This is a genomic window from Paenibacillus macquariensis (genome assembly GCF_900156375.1).
GTDB classification, from domain to species: domain Bacteria; phylum Bacillota; class Bacilli; order Paenibacillales; family Paenibacillaceae; genus Paenibacillus_AQ; species Paenibacillus_AQ macquariensis.
The window spans coordinates 20,246-40,248 of the sequence record NZ_FTNK01000022.1 but is presented as its reverse complement, the minus strand read 5'-3'; the positions used below and the strand labels follow the sequence as shown (position 1 = coordinate 40,248).

Here is a 20,003-nt window from a genome sequence, read left to right as displayed (position 1 = left end):
CGGAGGGTTTTTATTTTATGACTTATTGTGATTCCAAATTAAAATTATTCACTTGTAACTCAAATCCAAAGCTTGCCAATCAAATCGCTGATTATATCGGCATTCCTATGGGAGATTCTCATACGACGAGCTTTAGTGATGGCGAAATTCAAGTCAAATTGTCCGAAAGTGTTCGGGGATGTCATGTCTATATCGTACAGTCCACTTGTGGTCCGGTTAACGATAATTTGATGGAGTTATTGGTGATGGTTGACGCATTGAAACGCGCTTCTGCGAAAAGTATCAATGTCGTGATTCCTTATTACGGATATGCTCGTCAAGATCGTAAGGCACGTTCTCGTGATCCAATTACTGCGAAGCTCGTAGCTAATCTGATCGAAAAGGCGGGTGCTCATCGTTTAATCACGATGGATTTACACGCTATGCAGATTCAAGGATTCTTTGATATACCTGTAGATCATATGCTGGGTGTTCCAATAATAGCCCAATACTTCCGTTCTATGCAGATTGAGAATCCTGTCGTGGTCTCTCCAGATCATGGTGGCGTAGTCCGTGCTAGAAAATTGGCTGATTTCCTCAATGCACCGCTTGCTATTATCGATAAGCGTCGTCCTGAGCCAAATGTCAGTGAAGTCATGAACATTATCGGTCATATTGAAGGTAAAACGGCCATATTGATTGATGATATCATTGATACTGCAGGTACGATTGTGTTGGGTGCAAATGCGTTGATGGAGGGCGGAGCGAAGGAAGTCTATGCATGCTGTACACACCCTGTATTATCGGGACCAGCGATGGAACGACTTGAGAACTCCCCGCTGAAGGAAGTTATCGTAACGGATACAATTCCGATTACACACCCTAATCCAAGTAACAAGATTAAGGTACTTTCAGTAGCTCCGTTGATGGGTGAAGCTATTATTCGTGTTCACGAAGAATTATCAATTAGTAAACTTTTCGAGATCGAGTAGGATTGTAGAACTTAAATAAAGGGTTATATCTCCTCGGCATGAGGAGATATAACCCTTATCGTGCATCCTATAATATCTTAGAGTCATTCAATGGCTCAATTTACAGTATCAAATAACATCTGATGGAGGATATATATATCAATGAAATGGATTGTAGGGCTTGGGAACCCAGGTTCCGCTTATGACAAGACACGCCATAACGTAGGATTTATGACGCTAGATGCCTTTGCGGCACGCCATGGGATTGTCTTTGGACCTAGTAAATGTAAAGCTCATATAGGAGAAGGCAACATTGGTGGGACCAAAGTTACACTCATTAAACCGTTGACCTATATGAATCTTTCAGGTGAATCTGTACACGCATTTATGAGTTATTATAAAGCCAATCTGGAAGATCTTATTGTTGTCTATGATGACTTGGATACGGAAGTAGGTAAAGTTCGACTTCGATATCAAGGCAGTGCGGGTGGACATAATGGTATCAAATCCATCATTCAACATACTGGTACACAGACATTCAACCGAATTCGTCTGGGAATATCGCGTCCAGCCCCTGGACTTGCGGTTGTGGATTATGTACTATCTCCTTTTGCTAAGAAGGAGAAAGAGTATGTACAACAGATGATAGATAATAGTTGCGATGCTATTGAATATAGCCTGGACCATTCGTTTGAGCAAACGATGGCGAAGTATAATGGCTAAGATACCTAAGTAGAAACTTACGCTCTCTTATATTTTAAAAAAGACTTAAAGGGCTAAACTCTGTGGGGTCAGGGCATAATGAGGGTATAAATGACCCTCAGGAGGCATAAAATGGCTATAAAATACATCTGCCGACACTGTAACACGGTACTAGGCACGATTGATTCAAGTGTGATAACCGAGGCACAACTAGGCTTCCATTCCTTGACCCCTGCAGAACGTCGAGATATAATAGCCTATGATTTGAGCGGGGAAGTGACAGTTCGAGTCACTTGTGAATATTGTAATGAAGCGTTAGCATATCATCCGGAATTGAGCTTGATATCTAACCCACTTCAGTAATAAGAGTGAAGCCTAAGACTAATCTTTGATCGTCTTTACGATGGGTTCACCGTCGTTACATGGCCTTGGCAGTTTGCTGAGGCTTCTTTTGACGATATATCATTTATGTTGTTGTGTACGTAAGGTATGGATAAAAACATGGAGTCAAATCTATTGTTTACTAGTAAGTATAAGAGAGGTGCCACTTTTGCTACAAGCACTTATAGAAGCTTTTTCTAAGGACCCTGATTTAAAATCGATTGCATCTGGAATATCTGTTGGTATGAAGGAACAGCTCATTTCGGGATTATCTGGATCGGCAAGGCAGATCATGATGGCGTCATTGCATGAAGAGGTCAAGCGACCGTTACTAATTGTGACCCATAATATGTTCTCAGCTCAGAAAATGGCAGAAGACTTACAGGAAGCGCTTTCTCCAGATCAGGTGTTGCTCTATTCTGCAAATGAGTTAGTGGCTGCTGAATCGGCTGTTTCTAGTCCCGAAACGCTTGCTCAACGTATTGATGTATTAATGAAATGCGCACAAGGATTTAAGGGGATTGTTGTAGCCCCTGTAGCGGGTGTTCGGAGACTTCTTCCTGCGCCAGAAGTCATGGCTAATGCACAGATAACAATCCAGTATGGCAGCACATTACAACTGGATTCTTTCCTCATGCGCATGATTGAAATGGGGTACGAACGCGTTGAGCGTGTAGAAAGCAAAGGCGAGATGAGTATACGTGGTGGCATTATCGACTTTTATCCAATGACATCTTTACTTGCCTATCGGGTAGAGTTGTTTGATGATGAAATTGACTCCATCCGTACATTTGATCCAGCCGATCAACGTTCCATTGATAAGGTCAACAAAGTTGTGATCACACCATGTAAGGAAATTATTGCGGATCACGCAAGATTAGAGAGAGCAGCTGATGCAGCAGGCGTTCTATTGCAAGCCCAGCTTGATAAAATGACCGATCGCCAGGCTAAACTTCGACTTCAAGAGGAAATACAGCGAGAGATGGAAATGCTGCGCGAGCATGTATATTTCCCAGAAATCTACAAATATATTTCTTTACTATATCCAGAACAGTGTCACTTATTTGATTATCTTCCAACAGACACGATTCTGATTCTTGATGAACCTACAAGATTAGTTGAAACCGCGAAACAACTTGAACGCGATGAGTCTGAGTGGAATTTACACCTATTGCAGAATGGTAAAATGTTACCACAAATGCCTTTGTCAGTTGATAACGAAATGGTCTTATATGAACGTCGTTTCCAGACGTTATTTCTTTCCATCTTTTTACGTCAAGTTCCTCATACTCAGCCTCAAAACATACTTAATATTACTAGTCGAGGAATGCAAGATTTCCATGGTCAGATGAATGTTCTCAAATCTGAAATGGAACGTTGGCAGAAATCCAGCGTTCGCGTCATGATGCTTGCTAGCAATGAAGAACGTATGGAGCGTATGAGACGCGTATTGCTGGATTACGGTATTGATGAGCCGATTATGCTCCAAGGTAATTTACAGACTGGATTTGAGTTACCTTCCATTCATTTAGCTGTCATTACAGAGGGTGAAATGTTCTCCCAGAAGCAACGTAAAGTTCGTAAGCTTACGAAGAATATTGATAACGCTGAACGTATCAAAAGTTATACCGAACTTAAAATTGGCGATTATGTCGTACATGCAAACCATGGTATAGGTAAATATGTGGGGATTGGCACACTCGATATTAACGGTATTCATAAGGATTATTTACATATTCTTTATGCCGGAGGCGACAAGTTATCCGTTCCGATTGAGCAAATAGACCTCATTCAGAAATATGTGGGTTCCGAGGATAAAGAGCCGAAGATTTATAAGCTTGGTGGTAATGATTGGGTACGTGTGAAGAATAAGGTTCGCTCTACGGTCCAGGATATCGCCGATGATCTCATCAAGTTGTATGCTGAACGGCAATCGACGACCGGCTATGGATTTGAGAAGGACTCTGCAGAGCAGCAAGAATTCGAAGAGATGTTCCCGTATGATGAGACTCGAGATCAGATCAGAGCGATTGAAGAGATCAAGAAGGATATGGAGCAGGGCCGTCCAATGGATCGCCTACTCTGTGGAGATGTGGGTTATGGGAAAACAGAAGTCGCTATTCGTGCCGCGTTCAAGTCTGCCATAGAGGGTAAACAGGTGGCGGTCTTGGTACCAACAACGATCTTAGCTCAGCAACACTATGAGACATTCCGGGAGCGGTTCTCAGGTTATCCAATTAATATCAAGGTTCTAAGTCGCTTCCGTTCTCGTAAAGAGCAGAATGAATCCATTAAGGGAATTCGTGCTGGAACGGTAGACATTATTATTGGGACGCATCGATTGTTATCACAGGATCTCATATTCAAAGATCTTGGTCTTCTGATCGTGGATGAAGAGCAACGATTCGGTGTAACACATAAAGAGAAGTTGAAGAAGTTGAAGACGAATGTTGATGTTCTTACGTTAACAGCGACACCAATTCCACGTACGCTCCATATGTCTATGTTGGGTGTTCGGGACTTGTCTGTTATTGAGACACCACCAGAGAATCGGTTCCCTGTGCAGACTTATGTCGTCGAACACAGCCAGACGCTTGTAAGAGAAGCTGTGGAACGAGAGCTTGCCCGAGGTGGGCAAGTGTATTACCTATACAATAGAGTACAAGGAATTCAAGAGATGGCGAGTCAGATTTCTGCACTTGTACCGGAAGCTAGAGTTGGTATAGGCCACGGACAAATGAATGAGTCGGAACTTGAGAAGACTATTCTTGATTTCTTAGATGGTGAATACGACGTGTTGGTGAGTACCAGCATTATCGAGACGGGTGTAGATATTCCTAACGTGAATACGCTAATCGTACATGATGCTGATAAGATGGGGTTGTCTCAGCTTTATCAGCTGCGTGGTCGTGTGGGCCGCTCCAATCGGATTGCCTATGCCTACTTTACGTACCAGAAAGATAAGGTGTTAACCGAAGTGGCGGAGAAACGTCTTCAGTCGATCAAGGAATTCACCGAACTTGGATCGGGATTCAAGATTGCCATGAGAGACCTTTCTATTCGTGGTGCGGGTAACCTACTTGGAGCCGAGCAACATGGATTTATTGCATCCGTTGGGTTCGATCTATATTCACAAATGCTGGCTGAAGAAATTCAGAAACGTAAGGTCACGGTATTGGGCGAAGAGCTTCCTCCACAGAAGGTTTGGAACACACTTATCGATATCGCTATAGACGCCTATTTGCCTTCTGATTATATTTACGATAGTATTCAAAAGATCGAAATTTATAAAAAGGTAGCAGCTACCACTTCATTTGAAGAGGTTTCTGAGATCGAAGACGAGTTAATGGATCGTTTCGGTGAACTACCTGAGGCGGTCGTGAATTTGCTTGCTGTAGCACGTATGAAAGTATATGGTAAAATGTACGGCATTGAGTCATTTGTGAAGCGTGGAGACGACGTGGCACTTAAATTTTATGCAGGTCAAGAGAAGGCAGTTGACCATGCTAAATTAGCCTCCATTGGAAATTCGTTTCAAAGACGTGTACAATTTGAACAAGAGCTTGTCATGACCATACGCGTGAAGGGCAAGGGACTTGAGGAAAAGCAGCTGTTGGATCTTCTGGAACAATTTCTTGAAGCCATCCGAGAGCCGTTCAAATCGAAAGGGGAACTTCAGGATGTTGTTAAATAAGAAATCATGGAAATTAGTATCTATTACGCTAGTGGCGGTATTAACGCTATCTTTGCTATCTGCATGTGGTAAAAGTAATGAAGACGTTGTTGCAACCTATAAGGGCGGCGAACTTACGCTCGCAGAATACAATCTCGAGAAAAAAGTGCTTATCTTTTTATCACCACAGTATGAGCAACTAGCAGAAATGGAAGATTTCAAGACATATCTTGTAAACCAACAAGTGGCTTTTGAGTATTTGAGCGATAAAGCAACTAAGGAAGCTAAAGAAGCAGGTAAGAAATTAGCGGCTGATCAATTGAATCAAATGAAGCAGCAGGTTACTGCAGAGCAATTCAAAACCATGTTGGAAAAACAAGAACTGAAGGAATCCGATTTGTTGGGCTACTTGGAACAAGTCATGATCTCAATGGAGGATATGACTCGTAAGGTAACAGATGAAGAAGTGAAGAAACAATATGAAGCTACGAAACAGGACTTCACGGTCGTCTCGCTTAGACATGTTCTGATCTCTTTAACTGATGCTAATCAGAAAGAGCGTACCAAGGAAGAGGCTTTGAAGATTGCCAAAGAAGTGAAGTCTAAGTTGGATAAGGGTGAAGACTTCGCGACCATTGCGAAGAAATATTCCGAGGATCCAGGTTCTGCGGAAAATGGCGGTTTGTACAAAGATACACCTGCAGGTAAGTGGGTAGAAGCTTTCAAACAAAGCGCAGTGACCCTTCCACTGAACACCATTAGTGATCCTGTGGAGACCGATTATGGATATCACATTTTGAAGGTGGAGTCACGTACAGAGACACCTTTTGATAAATTAACACAAGTACAAAAAGATGCGATTAAGAATTCGATAGGTTCAAGCAAAATCGATGAATTTATGAGTAAAGACTTGAAAGATATTATCAAAAAGGTGAACTTGCCGAAATCTCCAGAAGTGAAGACGGATGAGAAAACGACTCCTGAAGCAGGAAAAGACTCCACGGGAACAGATAATAAGGCTACAAAAGATGATAAAACAAAGACTGACGTCACAACACCTTAATATCACGATTAGCACTGTTCGTGGGACAAGCAGGGGTATGGGACAAGTAGGATTTGTTGAATTGTCAATGAATAACGGAAATGAACGATTGGTTATGATGAATTAGCATAACTATTATGTGTATTGTATGTATAAGGAAGTGGATAGAGTTAAATACTATGGTCAGATATCACACTTATAACTGATCTGGGGGCTCTCCATTTCCCTTTTGAAACAGTAGTTGAAAAATCTTCTTTAGAAAGTGGGGCAACATGTGAAATGAAAGCTACTGGAATTGTACGCCGTATTGATGACTTAGGCAGAGTTGTTATCCCGAAAGAAATTAGACGAACATTGCGAATCCGCGAAGGAGACCCGCTTGAAATTTTCGTAGACCGTGATGGTGAAGTGATATTGAAGAAATACTCACCAATCGGAGAGCTTGGTGATTTCGCTAAGGAATACGCTGAATCATTATTTGAGGGAACAGGACATATCACAATCATCTCGGATAGAGATACCTTTATTACTGTGGCTGGAGGCTCCAAAAAGGAGTATCTAGATAAACAGGTGGGGATACTTATTGAGAATTGTATGGATAGTCGTAAATCGTTGTTGGAAACGAACAGCGGAAGTTACGAACTCAGTAAAGACCATCAGGAGACACTTTCATCTTATGTCGTAGCACCAATCATTTCGGGTGGAGATCCGATTGGATCCGTCATTCTTATGAACAAAGATGAATCCGTGAAAATGGGCCAGATGGAAGTGAAGATGGCTGAGACAGCCGCTTCATTCCTAGGCAAACAAATGGAACAATAAGAAATCCAAGACCATTCCCGTTATTCTTTCGTTCCTTATACACGGAGCAAAAGAAGCGGGAGTTTTTTTGTGACACTGATCGCGGTTATAATAGAGTAAATCATCTCAATTACCGCGAAAAGTAGGGAAGTAAATGATGAAGGATAACGTGAGCGTAGCTTCAAGAATGCTACATGGTGCATTCATATTAACGCTAGCCACTGTGCTCTCGAAGTTGATTGGCACTTTGCAAAAAATCCCTCTGCAAAATATGGGCGGGGATGTCGTGTTCGGCATTTATAATACCGTTTATCCATTTTATTCATTGGTAATCACGTTAGCTATTGCTGGATTCCCTATTGCGATCTCTAAGTTCGTGGCAGAGAACGATGTTACTGGTAACGACAAGGAGAATAGACGGATATTACGTCTATCTTCTTGGTTTATTGGATTATTGGGTGTCCTCCTTGGGCTCTGCACCTATGTGGGTGCGCCATTAATCGCAAGATGGATTGACAATGCTCATGTGGTGTCGGCTATTCGGTACGTCTCCATCGCTTTTTTGTTTGTTCCCTTGATGTCTTTGCTTCGAGGATTCTTTCAAGGTCATCAGAATATGATTCCTACGGCTATCTCACAGATTGTGGAACAGAGCGTTCGCGTAACCGTGATGATTGTGCTGTTACTCTATTTAACCTCTAGACAAGCTGGACCAGAGGATATTGCTGCAGGTGCGCTTTTTGGTTCTGCTGCCGGTGGGGCTGCCGGGTTACTGGTGATGCTGTTCTATTGGCGCAGGTATCGTACAAAGGTAAACAAGAAGATGATTCCCGTGGAGGTAACGATAAGACGTGAGACAGCTACAGTAATCCATGTAGATGTAGCAGCTGCAGTGAATGGTGACCCTATAGGATCGGAAAGTTCATGGAGGCTGTTGAGAAATATAGTGGTGTACGCTATTCCTATTTGTCTTGCTTCATTGGCTCTGCCATTAATGAATTTGGTCGATACCTTTACGGTTCCTAAGCTACTCAAGGCAGGTGGCATTGGTGATTCGGGTGCGATGATTCAGTTCGGGATTTATAATCGTGGCATACCTCTTGTCCAACTGATAACGATGTTGGCCACATCACTATCCGTACTGTTCATTCCGGCGTTAGCTGAGGCAAGGTTTAAGAGAGATAACTTATTGATGCAGAATCAATGTCGCTTAGCGCTTCGTTGGTTTTGGATGATGGGACTTGCAGCCTCCGTAGGGCTATGTGTATTGGCAGAACCGATCAATGTGATGTTGTATCAGGATACAACAGGTACAGACACGATTCGCTGGATTGCCTTTACAGCTGCGTTCAGCTCGATTAGCTTGATTTCAGCAGCGCTACTACAAGGCATCGGCATGGTGAAGGCACCGGCTATGAACTTGCTGATCGGCGCGTTAGCAAAGACGCTGCTCAACTTGTGGCTAGTGCCCAAGTTGGGCATCACTGGCGCGGCGATCGCTTTCGTGGCCGCGCAACTGTTGGCCGCAGCGCTGAACGTTGCGCTGCTCGTCCGCAGCACCGGTCTGCGCCTTGGCGCCGGTGCCATGCTGCTTAAGCCGGCGATTATTCTCGCCGGCCTTGCTAGTGCCGCAGTCGGCGCTCAGTGGGCGGCTGCGGCTGTGCTCTCTGCGCTAGGGATACGCGCAGGGCGAATGGTTGCTTTAGTAGAGAGCCTTAGCGGTGTAACCGCAGGGGCCATCGTATTCGTCATCCTAGTGGCACTAACGAAGCTGATCCGTGAGGAAGAGCTACGTATGTTACCTAAGGTTGGCAATGGACTTGCGAGGCTACTCCAAAAGCTACGCGTGCTACGCTAGGCTTAGTGCGCTACAATAGTCTATGGTGTAGTAGTATTCTATTCATGATCCCTTCGTCATCATGGGCGAATAAAGAGTGGAGGTAGGCGTATGAGCTCAACATTAACAGTCGTAGGTCTTGGATCGGGAAATCCCGACCAGCTCACGGTAGGTATTGTGAAGACATTACAAAAGGCTACAAGTATATACGTTAGAACGAAAGAACATCCGGTCATGTCCGCGATTGATGAATGGAACTTGTCTATTGAGTCATTTGACGGAATATATGAGACGCATGATTCCTTCCCAGAGGTATATAATACGATTGCTAATCAATTAATAGATAAGGCTCGTGCAGGTGAGGTGGGCACAGAGATTGTGTATGCTGTGCCAGGTCATCCCATGGTGGCAGAGTCAACGGTCCAGCTACTTCGAGAGCGGTGTCCAGAACAAGGTATTACATTGCGTGTGCTTGGCGGAGAGAGCTTTCTAGATGAAGCTTTCACAAGACTTGGCTTTGATCCGATTGAAGGCTTTCAATTGTTGGATGCAGCGGGACTGAATAGTACACTCATACAGCCGCAGTTACATACTTTAATCGGACAAGTCTATGATGTGTATACCGCTTCAGAGGTGAAGTTAAGTCTGATGGAAATTTATCCGGATGATTATACGGTGATCGTGGGACATGCTTTGGGTGTACAAGGACAAGAGGATATTGTGAGCGTACCTTTATATGAGTTGGATCGTGTAGAGGGGTTTGGAAATCTATCCTTGGTATATGTGCCTAGAAGTGATGAAGATCATTTGCGACAACGGACATTTGCCCGACTGCATGAAATTGTAGGTATCCTTCGTAGTCCAGAGGGATGTCCTTGGGATCGAGAACAAACCCATGATTCCATACGCAAGAATCTCATTGAAGAGACCTACGAAGTGGTAGAGACCATCGATGAGGACGACCCAGAGCATATGCAGGAGGAATTAGGAGATCTATTGCTACAAATCCTACTTCACTCTCAAATGGAGGAGGAGAATGGTTCCTTCAACATATATGACGTCATACAAGGCCTGAATGATAAGTTGATCTTCCGTCACCCCCATGTTTTTGGAGATGCGTCTGCTAAAGATTCGGAAGCGGCTCTACAAAGCTGGGATAAGATGAAGATGGAGGAGAAACGTCTTAAAGGGCTAAGCGCTGAGAAGACATCTGTATTAGATGGCGTACCACGTGAATTCCCGGCATTGATGAAAGCCTACAAATTGCAGAAAAAGGCCGCTAAGGTCGGTTTTGATTGGGATGATATCGAGGGTGTATTTTCCAAGATAGAAGAAGAATTGCTTGAGTTGCGTGAAGCTATTGAACAAGAGCAGAGTCACGAGGATCAGGTGTTAGAGCTTGGTGATTTATTGTTTGCTGTTTCTAATATAGCTCGTTTTATTCATGCTGATCCTGAAGAAGCGCTATCGAAGACGAATCACAAATTCATATCGCGGTTCCACTTTATTGAGGAACATTTACGGTTACAAGGACGATCCATTACGGATAGTAAGTTAGAAGAAATGGATGAAATATGGAACCTGGCCAAAACACAAATCGTCAATAAATAGCAAAATTCGAACAAAAAATTAAAAATTACATCGGAAAAGCAGGATTTTGTATCTAAATCAAGAATATCCATATAGTGCAATTCCGGTGTGATGTCGGTTTTGTTAGCCGAAGTCCCATACCGATGGTAATAACAACTTATATATATATTAGGAGGAACTAATGATGAACAAGACAGACCTTATTAACAATATTTCCGAAAAAAGTGGATTGACTAAGAAAGACGTTGAATCCGTTTTGAATGGTTTTCTAGGTGAAGTAACAGATGCATTGGCAGGCGGAGATAAAGTACAATTGATCGGTTTCGGTACATTTGAAACTCGCAAACGTGCAGGACGTACAGGTCGTAACCCACAAACAGGAAATACGATCGAAATCCCTGAATCTACAGTTCCAGCTTTCAAAGCGGGTAACAAACTTAAAGAAGCTGTAAAATAGTTATGAGAATTGATAAATTCCTTAAAGTATCAAGGTTAATCAAGCGGCGTACCGTAGCGAAGGATATTTCGGATCAAGGTCGGGTACTTATCAACGGTCGAGAGTCAAAACCTAGCAGCGCGGTGAAAGTGGGCGATGAAATTACCGTTCAATTTGGCCAGAAGCTGGTTACAGTTCGGGTTGAGAGACTTGTTGAGAGCACCCGTAAGGAAGAGGCCACAAGCCTTTACACCTTGGTCAAGGAAGAACCTATTGCTAGAGAGACAGGTATCTAACTAGTCATAGGGGAAAGATTTATCATGGAGCGTCCTCTTCTTAAATGAAGAGGACGCTCTTTCTTTTGCGCTATTTTGAGATAAGAGAATATATTTGTTTAGGATCATGAGGTTCTAATGGACCAATACCCACCATAAGCTATCTGTAGAAGGAGGGGTACATGCTATGATTGAGCAAGGAAAAACGAAGGTACATGATCTTCATATGCAAAACCGTAGACAAATTCATATGACAGGCGTTATCAATGTGGAAAGCTTCGACAGCGAGGAGTTTCTGTTGCAAACAGAACTCGGACATTTGACCATTAAAGGTCAGAACTTACATATCAAAAATCTCAGCTTGGAGGATGGTCTCCTCTCCATCGATGGGCTTGTGCATTCGCTTGTATATTTGGATCCCGGATCCCACCATAGTAAAAATAAAGGAATGTTGGGCAAACTATTCAAATGAGTCCCTACGTTCAGTGGATTACGCTGTTCTGGATGATATTCTCAGGGGCAGCCATGGGACTGGCTTATGACAGCTACCGGGTGCTGTCCAATCAGTTCCACTTTCCCAAGTGGACAATCCATGTGCTCGATTTGATGTATTGGTGTGGAATGGCCTTCTTCATATTTAGAATGCTTTATATTAGCAATCAGGGGCAGTTGCGGTTTTATGCATTTGTTGGGTTGTTTATAGGCGTGTGGGGCTATTTTTTAATCTTAAGTGTTACAACACAGCGATTTGTGGTAATGTTAATAAAGGTAGTACAATATGTATTATATTTGCTGAAGCGGTTATTCATAGTCGTCATTTGGTTGCCCATTAGAACTCTATATCGGTTAATAGTGAGTATATTAGGCATCATGTGGACATTGATTACGTTCATTTTTGGCATTGTATTGCGATGCTTACATCCTTTTTGGAGACTGTTCAAATGGATGCTTCATCCGTTAACAACCAAGCTGAGAATACCAGAGCGGATCAAGAGGGTTAAACAGATTTGTATGAAGTTGTGGGATCGATGGGTTTAAGGAGGTTTCATTCATGGGCAAGTATGCCTCGCAGACAACAGTTAATCAAGGTTCAACTAAATATGCAGGCGGGCGCAGACGATTGGCTTTATGGATGTGCTTTATGGTTCTCTTTATGAGTTGGGCAGGATATACTCTATTGAGTCAGAACTCTCAAATCGCAGCGACGAACGCTGAATTAATCGAGAAACAAGCGGCTAAGGCAGCAACGGACAAATCTGTATTAGAACTGAATTATGACGTTAACCGATTACAGGATCCCGAATATATCGGGCAATTGGCACGTAAGGATTATGGTCTATATAGACCAGAAGAAATTCCAATTCGTCCGGACGTCTCAAGCCCGTAATATAGGCGCAGGTGCAGGTCATTCGTTGGTTGACCTTACTTTGCGCATTATGTATAATCAAATCACCACAGCCAAGATTTATAAATCTTGCTGTATATTTTTTAGGGGAGGATCATTTTATTCTATGGCAATCGAAGTAGGCACCAAGTTAGAAGGCAAAGTGACAGGCATAACCCATTTTGGAGCATTCGTGGATCTGTCAGGAGGTGTCACGGGTCTCGTTCACATCTCAGAAATCGCTGATAATTATGTTAAGGATGTCAATGATCATTTGAAGATCAATGACGTCGTAACGGTTAAGGTGATCAATGTCGACAAGGACGGCAAGATCGGACTATCCATCAAACAAACTGTTGACAAGCCACCAGAAGCAGCAAGACCACCAAGAAGTCCAAGACCTGAACGTAGCGGTAGTACTGGAGGCAGTGCTGGCGGTAGAGAAGGCGGCGGAGAACGATTCAGTGGCGGTAGAGAAGGTGGCGGCGGAGGCGGCGGTGGTAGTTACAATCGTGAACGAGGCGGGCGTTCGTTTAAGCCTGCTGTCAAAGCTACATTCGAGGATAAAGTGTCACGCTTCCTAAAAGATAGCGAAGAACGGGCATCGTCCATCAAGAAAAACACGGAATCCAAACGTGGCGGCCGTGGCGCTAAGCGCATGTAATAGTCAATATCATAAGTCGAAACGGCTATGCCGACCTCTTTCAAAGACGGCAGCCGTTTTAGCGGAAATATAAGGAATACAATATCAAGTACAACATATACTTTCTTATATTTTAAGATAACCGTAGTAGGCAGATGCCTCTACGGTTTTTTTGTCGCATACCCTAAGTTACCGACAACTTCCAACTGATTTCCAGATATCTCATGTTCAATCGCTAGGTGAAAAAGAACATAAGACTTCCAATTTTAGCAAAGTGAAAATCATGATGGCAGTTTTAAAACGTTGTGTGAGAAGCGATTGAAGCCCATTCCCGACATTCCGCAACGGTGGCTTTTTTGTCGGAAATTTCTTAAGAGCCTGTCCGCTGTTATGACAAACTTTCTCGCACGCCCCACTCTATAATGGGTACCAACAAACATTATTAAGGGCGGTGCTTAAAATTATGGAAAAGAGAAATGTAATTAACTTCCCTGGGGTACATATGGCAGAAAGAGCGAAATCTGCTTATCCATCAGGATCCTGGATTGCACGTATGACACAGGGGAGTGTCGTTCGGCGAATGCTACATCTTGTTGCAGCTAAGAAATGGATGATCGTGCTGACGTTTATGGGGTTCCTGTTAGGAAAGGCGATGATACTAGATCAGTTATCCCCTTTTGCATTAGCATTTTTCGCTGTTATTTTATTCATGCGTCGAGACTATCTTCCCATCGTCACAGTCGCCATCATTGCAGGTAGTCTTCTCGCACCTTTCCCAATTGCCATTATTATATCATCAGAATTGTTAATCTTCTTTCTCATTCATAAGGGCTTAGAGGCCTTTGAACACGCAGAGTTATCCTATGCTCCTATCATGGTATTTGTCTCCACATTCTGTGTGAATCTATTCCATATTCTCTTAGGTACATCGCTAACGTGGTATTCTCTACTCATGATGACATTGGATGCGGTACTAAGCTTTGTGCTCACAATGGTATTTATCCAAGCGATTCCGGTATTTACCTATCGCAAAAAGAACTATCAACTTAAAAATGAAGAGGTTCTTTGTTTAATTATATTGTTAGCTTCTGTCATGACGGGAGCTGTAGGTTGGAGTATCTATTCATTATCGATTGAGCACATTTTATCTCGTTACTTGATTCTGTTGTTCGCTTTCGTAGGTGGAGCATCTTTAGGCGCTTCGGTTGGTGTAGTAACGGGATTGATTCTAAGTCTGGCGGATATTACAGCCATTTATCAAATGAGCCTTCTTGCATTTTCTGGGATGCTTGCTGGTATGTTGCGTGAAGGGCATCGAGCGACGGTTGCGATGGGTATGCTTATAGGTTCATCTATTCTTTCAATCTATTTCATTGGTCCGGGTGATGTATTGACTTCTACTTGGGAGACTTGTGCTGCCGTTGTTCTCTTTATGCTGACACCTAAGACGGTTATAGGCATGATATCAAAATATGTACCGGGTACGCAGGACCATACGAAATCTCAGCATGAATATGCGAAGCGGGTACGTGATTTGACTGCAGATCGGGTGACGCAGTTCTCACAAGTATTTAGACAATTATCCCAAAGTTTTGGTCAAGTTTCGGGTGCGGGCGAAGTTAGTAAGCGTACGGAAGAGATGGATCATTTCATGAATTCTGTGACACAAGGTACTTGTTCGGGATGCTTCAAGAATGAACACTGCTGGGATGCGAAGTTCTACCAAACATATAAATATATGACGGAAATGATGAGTGCAGTGGAAGAGAATCCAGATCTCTCACCTGATAAAGTACCGCATGAATGGAATAGAGTCTGTCACAAGACCGGAGATGTGCTTGCGGTTATGAAGAAACAGTACCATCTCTATCAACATGATATGCAGTGGAAACGTCAAATATACGATAGTCGTCATTTAGTGGCTGAACAATTGTCAGGTGTATCGCAAGTGATGGACGATCTAGCGCGTGAGATCAAAAGAGAAGGACAAGCGATGTACCAACAAGAAGAGGAAATTCGAGAAGCGCTCGAGAAGATGGGACTATCTGTTCATGGCATTGATATTATCAATCTAGATTCTGGACAAGTAGAGATTGAGATTATTCATGCGTATACACGAGGATATGATGAATGTCGTAAAATTATTGCTCCACTTCTCTCGAACATCCTAGATGAACACATTGCCGTGATGCAGGAAACAGTCTCCGGTGCACGGGACGGTCTAGCAACAGTCGTATTTGGATCAGCCAAAACATTTGAAATCACAACAGGGGTTGCTGGAGCTGCCAAGGGAGGAGATGTATTCTCCGGGGATAGCTTCAGTACGGTGGAGTTAGGTAATGGAACCTTCGCAGTTGCCTTGAGTGATGGTATGGGTAATGGCGAACGCGCACGCCAAGAGAGTAGTACTGCACTTAATATATTGGAGCAACTTCTGCAGTCGGGTATGGATGAGAAATTAGCTATTAAATCCGTTAATTCAATTCTCTTACTCCGTTCACCCGATGAAATATATGCAACGGTGGATATGGCATTAATCGACCAATATACGGCCGAGACAACATTTATGAAGATTGGATCGACCCCAAGTTTTATTAAAAGAGGACAAGAGGTCATCGTTGTCTCTGCAAGTAACCTTCCGATTGGGATCATCCAAGAAATTGAAGTGGATTTGGTCACGATTCAACTTCAAGCAAGCGATATCCTCATCATGATGACAGATGGTTTATATGATGCGCCAGGTTATGCGACGAACAAAGAATTGTGGATGAAACGAATTATTCAAGAGATTCAGAGCGATGATCCACAATATATTGCAGATTGTCTACTGGAAAAGGTCATTCGTTATCAGCAGAATCAGATTCATGATGATATGACGGTCGTCGTAGGAAAGGTGGAACGTTTTCAGCCGAAATGGGCTACACTGCACGTGCCCGGAATAGCACGTATGGATCGACCACGCACGGTTAGTTAACTTTTGAATCGGAAATAGGTATATTGAAAAATATGGATCACATAGAAACTCCTTGTTTGAATTCTCTTAATTGTGGAAATGATAGAGAGAATAAAACTTTTGCCATTGGGAGGGTGATCGGACATGAAACAAATTTTGTTAATTACAGATGGATGTTCAAATATGGGAGTCAGTCCAGTTCTAGCAGCAACACATGCGCTAGAAGACGGTATAACCGTGAATGTGGTAGGTGTCGTAGATTACGGTACTATTGGCGAACTGGGTAGTATTGAAATTGCTGATATTGCCAAAGCAGGCGGGGGAATTAGTCGAATTGTTGGTACCCAGAAATTAGCACAAACGATGCAAATGATGACTCGGAAGACGGTTGTGCAGACCATACAACAAGCCGTTAATAAAGAGTTGAAACATATATTAGGAGGATCAACCTTAGAGGATTTACCTCCAAATCGCCGTTCGCAGGTCGTTGAGGTGGTGGATGAATTAACGGAGACGACACCACTTCAAGTTGCGTTGATCATTGATGCTAGTGCGAGCATGAAGCCCAAACTATTCGCTGTCGAGGAAGCTATCCGCGATTTAATGTTAAGCTTACAGGCTCGGGAAGGCTTTAGTGAATTAGCTGTATTTCATTATCCAGGGCGTCACAGTGGAGAAGATGCCATTATGAATGTGAATTGGACTTCTGATCTTGGGAAATTAAAGTCGCTGTTCAATCGTATTAGCATGAAAGGAGCCACTCCGACGGGACCAGCGATCATGAAGGTGATTGATTTCTTCCGTTATGGTACACTAGATGAACATCAAGCATGGCGGGGGAATTCCGATGAGGGAGAAGGAAAACGCGGTGATTACGTCGTCTAATCCCAATTACCCAGCGGGTACGGTGATCACAGGGAAATGGCGTAACAGTCGTTTTGTGATTCAAAGTGTACTCGGAAGTGGCGCTAATGGAACCGTTTATTTGGTTCAGAAGGCAGGTTACCGGGAGCGTTATGCGCTGAAGATGGGAAATGATACTTTGGAGTTACAGTCAGAGGTTAATGTTCTGACTTCACTACAGATACAGCGGAAACAAAAAGATAAGCAAGAAGGTATAGCGCATCGTCCCTATCTACTTGAAGTAGACGATTATTCAGAACGCCAACGCGAGATTCCTTTTTACGTAATGAGATACGTGGAAGGAAGCCCTCTACACTGGTTCATACGTAAACGTGGACAAGAGTGGATGGGTATCGTAGGATTACGACTCTTAGAGAAGCTTCGCGATTTACATCAATTAGGATTCGTGTTCGGAGACTTGAAACCTGAGAATGTGATGGTATCTGAATACGGAGAAGTGGAGCTCATCGACTATGGTGGCGTAAGTTCAATAGGTCGTAGCGTGAAGCAATTTACAGAATGGTATGACAGGGGATATTGGAATGCCGGTACTCGTGGAAGCGATGAAGGGTATGACCTGTTCGCCTTTGCTATTCTCTGTATTCACCTCATTCATGGAGAAGGTTTACGGGCTGCGGCTACACAGCATCTCCCTCAGACTCGTAGCGTGTCGGACCTGCTTACCCTTGTTCAACGAAGTCACAAGCTTAAGCCTTACGCGGATTGGTTGACCAAAGCAATTCGTGGAGAGTTTGAAGGGTCAGATCAAGCTTGGAAGCTGTGGAAGCAACAAATAAATAAACCTGTATTCGCTCAAAACAAGCCCTCACATAAGACACCTCGTTGGTTAAGATATGCTTTCACATTTTCATTCTTACTGTTATGCGGTGTCGTATGCTTGGCGGTTTGGTTGTAAGGGAGTATATGAGTTTAAGGTAAAAGGAGCATACGAAACATGAGAATGCACCTCTTGGTAGAGCATGTTCTACGCACGGCGGAAGAACAGGGCCTATGGCTCCCTCACGATACCATTATAGTCGCAGTCTCCGGTGGTCCGGATTCTGTGGCTCTTTTGCATATTATGCATGAAATATCACAACATCATGTGCCGTTGAAGCTCATATGTGCTCATGTCCATCATGGATTTAGAGTGGAATCGGATGAAGAGGCTCTGATGGTGGAGCGCATGGCAGCTAAGCTTGATATTCCATTTGTGATGGAGGCTGTTGATGTTCCTGCTTATATGATAGAAAGTGGTAAAGGTACGCAGGAAGCTGCAAGAGATAAAAGATATGAGTTTCTTATTAAAACAGCTGTGAAATATGATGCTCGTTCTATCGCGACGGCCCATCATGCGGACGATCAAGCAGAAACCGTCCTTCTTCATCTGTTACGAGGAAGTGGCCCATCTGGTCTTACTGGCATGAAGTTTAATAGAACGATAAAAAATGTGGAACTTATTCGTCCGCTTTTACGTATATACAAAACAGCCTTGGTTGATGTATGCGAAAGCGAAAGCCTTGTGTATGCGATTGATGAGAGTAACTTGCAATCGAAGTATCGACGCAATGAGATCCGTCTGGATATACTCCCTTTTTTAGGGCAATATAATGGACAGATTACACAGGCTTTAAATCAATTATCCAGTGTAATGACTGCTGAGGACGATTATGTGGAGCAAGCAGCCGCGAAGATGTACCACGAATTGGTGCATAAAGCCGACGAAAGGTTCACCTTTAGCGTATCTTCCTTTTCGGGCTTACATGTCGCTTTACAACGGAGGTTGATTAAACTAATATTAAATTACATGTCAGCGGACTCTGAGCTCGCTGATTATAACAAGATCGAGACCCTTCGCGATGCCATAACACAGAAAGCTCCTTCAACGTGGAGCCGAGACCTAGGTGGGGGATTCATCTGTATACAGGAATATGATGTCGTTACATTTCAGCCTAAGTCATTTGTGCAGAGAGTAAGGTATACATATCAAGTTAATGCAGTGGTACCCGAACTTAAGGTAAGCGAAATTGGGAAGATCTTGAGAATGGTAGTCTATTCGAGAGAGCAGAAGTCATGGTCACGAGCTGAATTACATGGTCACGAAGCGGTGTTTGATGCAGATCAATTATCTTTGCCCTTGACCTTGCGATGTAGACAGGATGGGGATACCATGAAAGTGATGGGATTAAACGGTAGTAAAAAGGTGAAGGATATCCTTATGGATGACAAAATACCTCCATCAATACGTGCTCAAATTCCTATGATTGTTGATGGTAATAACCAAATGGTTTGGATACCGGGAATACGACGATCTATCCATGCTCCTGTCAATCAGCATACGACTTCTATTCTTCATATGTCTCTTGAAGATGCATAAGCGCAAGAAATTGGTTAATAGTAATGGTTGGTGTAATACTTTCATAGTTTAACGTA

The 20,003-nt window shown here is 43.2% G+C and carries 18 protein-coding genes; all 18 read left to right on the top strand.

What is annotated here, in order from left to right; translation table 11 throughout:
* Positions 1–17: 17 nt before the first annotated feature.
* On the top strand, positions 18–971 hold the full coding sequence (locus tag BW961_RS25360) for a ribose-phosphate diphosphokinase (protein WP_068532679.1): 954 nt from the start codon (positions 18–20) through the stop codon (positions 969–971).
* A 141-nt stretch (positions 972–1,112) separates the two neighbouring features.
* On the top strand, positions 1,113–1,673 hold the full coding sequence (gene pth, locus BW961_RS25355) for an aminoacyl-tRNA hydrolase (RefSeq protein ID WP_068592341.1): 561 nt from the start codon (positions 1,113–1,115) through the stop codon (positions 1,671–1,673).
* Positions 1,674–1,784: 111 nt separating this feature from the next.
* Positions 1,785–2,015, top strand: coding sequence for an anti-sigma-F factor Fin family protein (locus BW961_RS25350; protein ID WP_068592338.1), 231 nt, complete (start codon positions 1,785–1,787; stop codon positions 2,013–2,015).
* 187 nt (positions 2,016–2,202) lie between these two features.
* The gene (mfd, locus tag BW961_RS25345) at positions 2,203–5,727 is read left to right on the top strand and encodes a transcription-repair coupling factor (RefSeq protein WP_068592336.1); all 3,525 of its coding nucleotides are present in this window, start codon (positions 2,203–2,205) and stop codon (positions 5,725–5,727) included.
* On the top strand, positions 5,714–6,769 hold the full coding sequence (locus tag BW961_RS25340) for a peptidylprolyl isomerase (protein ID WP_068592334.1): 1,056 nt from the start codon (positions 5,714–5,716) through the stop codon (positions 6,767–6,769). Before mfd ends, BW961_RS25340 begins: the two co-directional genes overlap by 14 nt.
* Before the next feature lie 258 nt (positions 6,770–7,027).
* The gene (gene spoVT, locus BW961_RS25335; protein ID WP_068592332.1) at positions 7,028–7,570 is read left to right on the top strand and encodes a stage V sporulation protein T; all 543 of its coding nucleotides are present in this window, start codon (positions 7,028–7,030) and stop codon (positions 7,568–7,570) included.
* Positions 7,571–7,706: 136 nt separating this feature from the next.
* The gene (locus tag BW961_RS25330) at positions 7,707–9,407 is read left to right on the top strand and encodes a putative polysaccharide biosynthesis protein (RefSeq protein ID WP_068592330.1); all 1,701 of its coding nucleotides are present in this window, start codon (positions 7,707–7,709) and stop codon (positions 9,405–9,407) included.
* Positions 9,408–9,497: 90 nt separating this feature from the next.
* A complete protein-coding gene (gene yabN / locus BW961_RS25325) occupies positions 9,498–10,997 on the top strand; it encodes a bifunctional methyltransferase/pyrophosphohydrolase YabN (RefSeq protein ID WP_068592328.1) in 1,500 nt (499 codons plus the stop codon).
* A 163-nt stretch (positions 10,998–11,160) separates the two neighbouring features.
* A complete protein-coding gene (locus tag BW961_RS25320; protein ID WP_068532663.1) occupies positions 11,161–11,433 on the top strand; it encodes an HU family DNA-binding protein in 273 nt (90 codons plus the stop codon).
* A 2-nt stretch (positions 11,434–11,435) separates the two neighbouring features.
* Positions 11,436–11,708, top strand: coding sequence for an RNA-binding S4 domain-containing protein (locus BW961_RS25315; protein ID WP_068592326.1), 273 nt, complete (start codon positions 11,436–11,438; stop codon positions 11,706–11,708).
* Positions 11,709–11,874: 166 nt separating this feature from the next.
* Complete coding sequence (gene yabP, locus BW961_RS25310; RefSeq protein ID WP_068592324.1) at positions 11,875–12,159, top strand: sporulation protein YabP; 285 nt, start codon at positions 11,875–11,877, stop codon at positions 12,157–12,159.
* Positions 12,156–12,725 (top strand): spore cortex biosynthesis protein YabQ, encoded by a 570-nt coding sequence (yabQ, locus tag BW961_RS25305; protein WP_068592317.1) that lies wholly within the window; start codon positions 12,156–12,158, stop codon positions 12,723–12,725. Before yabP ends, yabQ begins: the two co-directional genes overlap by 4 nt.
* A 13-nt stretch (positions 12,726–12,738) precedes the next feature.
* A complete protein-coding gene (locus tag BW961_RS25300; protein WP_068592315.1) occupies positions 12,739–13,074 on the top strand; it encodes an FtsB family cell division protein in 336 nt (111 codons plus the stop codon).
* 124 nt (positions 13,075–13,198) lie between these two features.
* Positions 13,199–13,735: a S1 domain-containing RNA-binding protein gene (locus BW961_RS25295; RefSeq protein WP_068592313.1), complete on the top strand. Its 537-nt coding sequence runs from the start codon at positions 13,199–13,201 to the stop codon at positions 13,733–13,735.
* A 442-nt stretch (positions 13,736–14,177) separates the two neighbouring features.
* The gene (gene spoIIE, locus BW961_RS25290; RefSeq protein ID WP_068592312.1) at positions 14,178–16,688 is read left to right on the top strand and encodes a stage II sporulation protein E; all 2,511 of its coding nucleotides are present in this window, start codon (positions 14,178–14,180) and stop codon (positions 16,686–16,688) included.
* Between the two features lie 123 nt (positions 16,689–16,811).
* On the top strand, positions 16,812–17,552 hold the full coding sequence (locus tag BW961_RS25285; protein WP_068592310.1) for a vWA domain-containing protein: 741 nt from the start codon (positions 16,812–16,814) through the stop codon (positions 17,550–17,552).
* Positions 17,536–18,486, top strand: coding sequence for a serine/threonine protein kinase (locus BW961_RS25280; protein ID WP_068592308.1), 951 nt, complete (start codon positions 17,536–17,538; stop codon positions 18,484–18,486). Before BW961_RS25285 ends, BW961_RS25280 begins: the two co-directional genes overlap by 17 nt.
* A gap of 39 nt (positions 18,487–18,525) precedes the next feature.
* The gene (gene tilS / locus BW961_RS25275; protein WP_068592306.1) at positions 18,526–19,947 is read left to right on the top strand and encodes a tRNA lysidine(34) synthetase TilS; all 1,422 of its coding nucleotides are present in this window, start codon (positions 18,526–18,528) and stop codon (positions 19,945–19,947) included.
* The last annotated feature ends 56 nt before the right edge of the window (positions 19,948–20,003 follow it).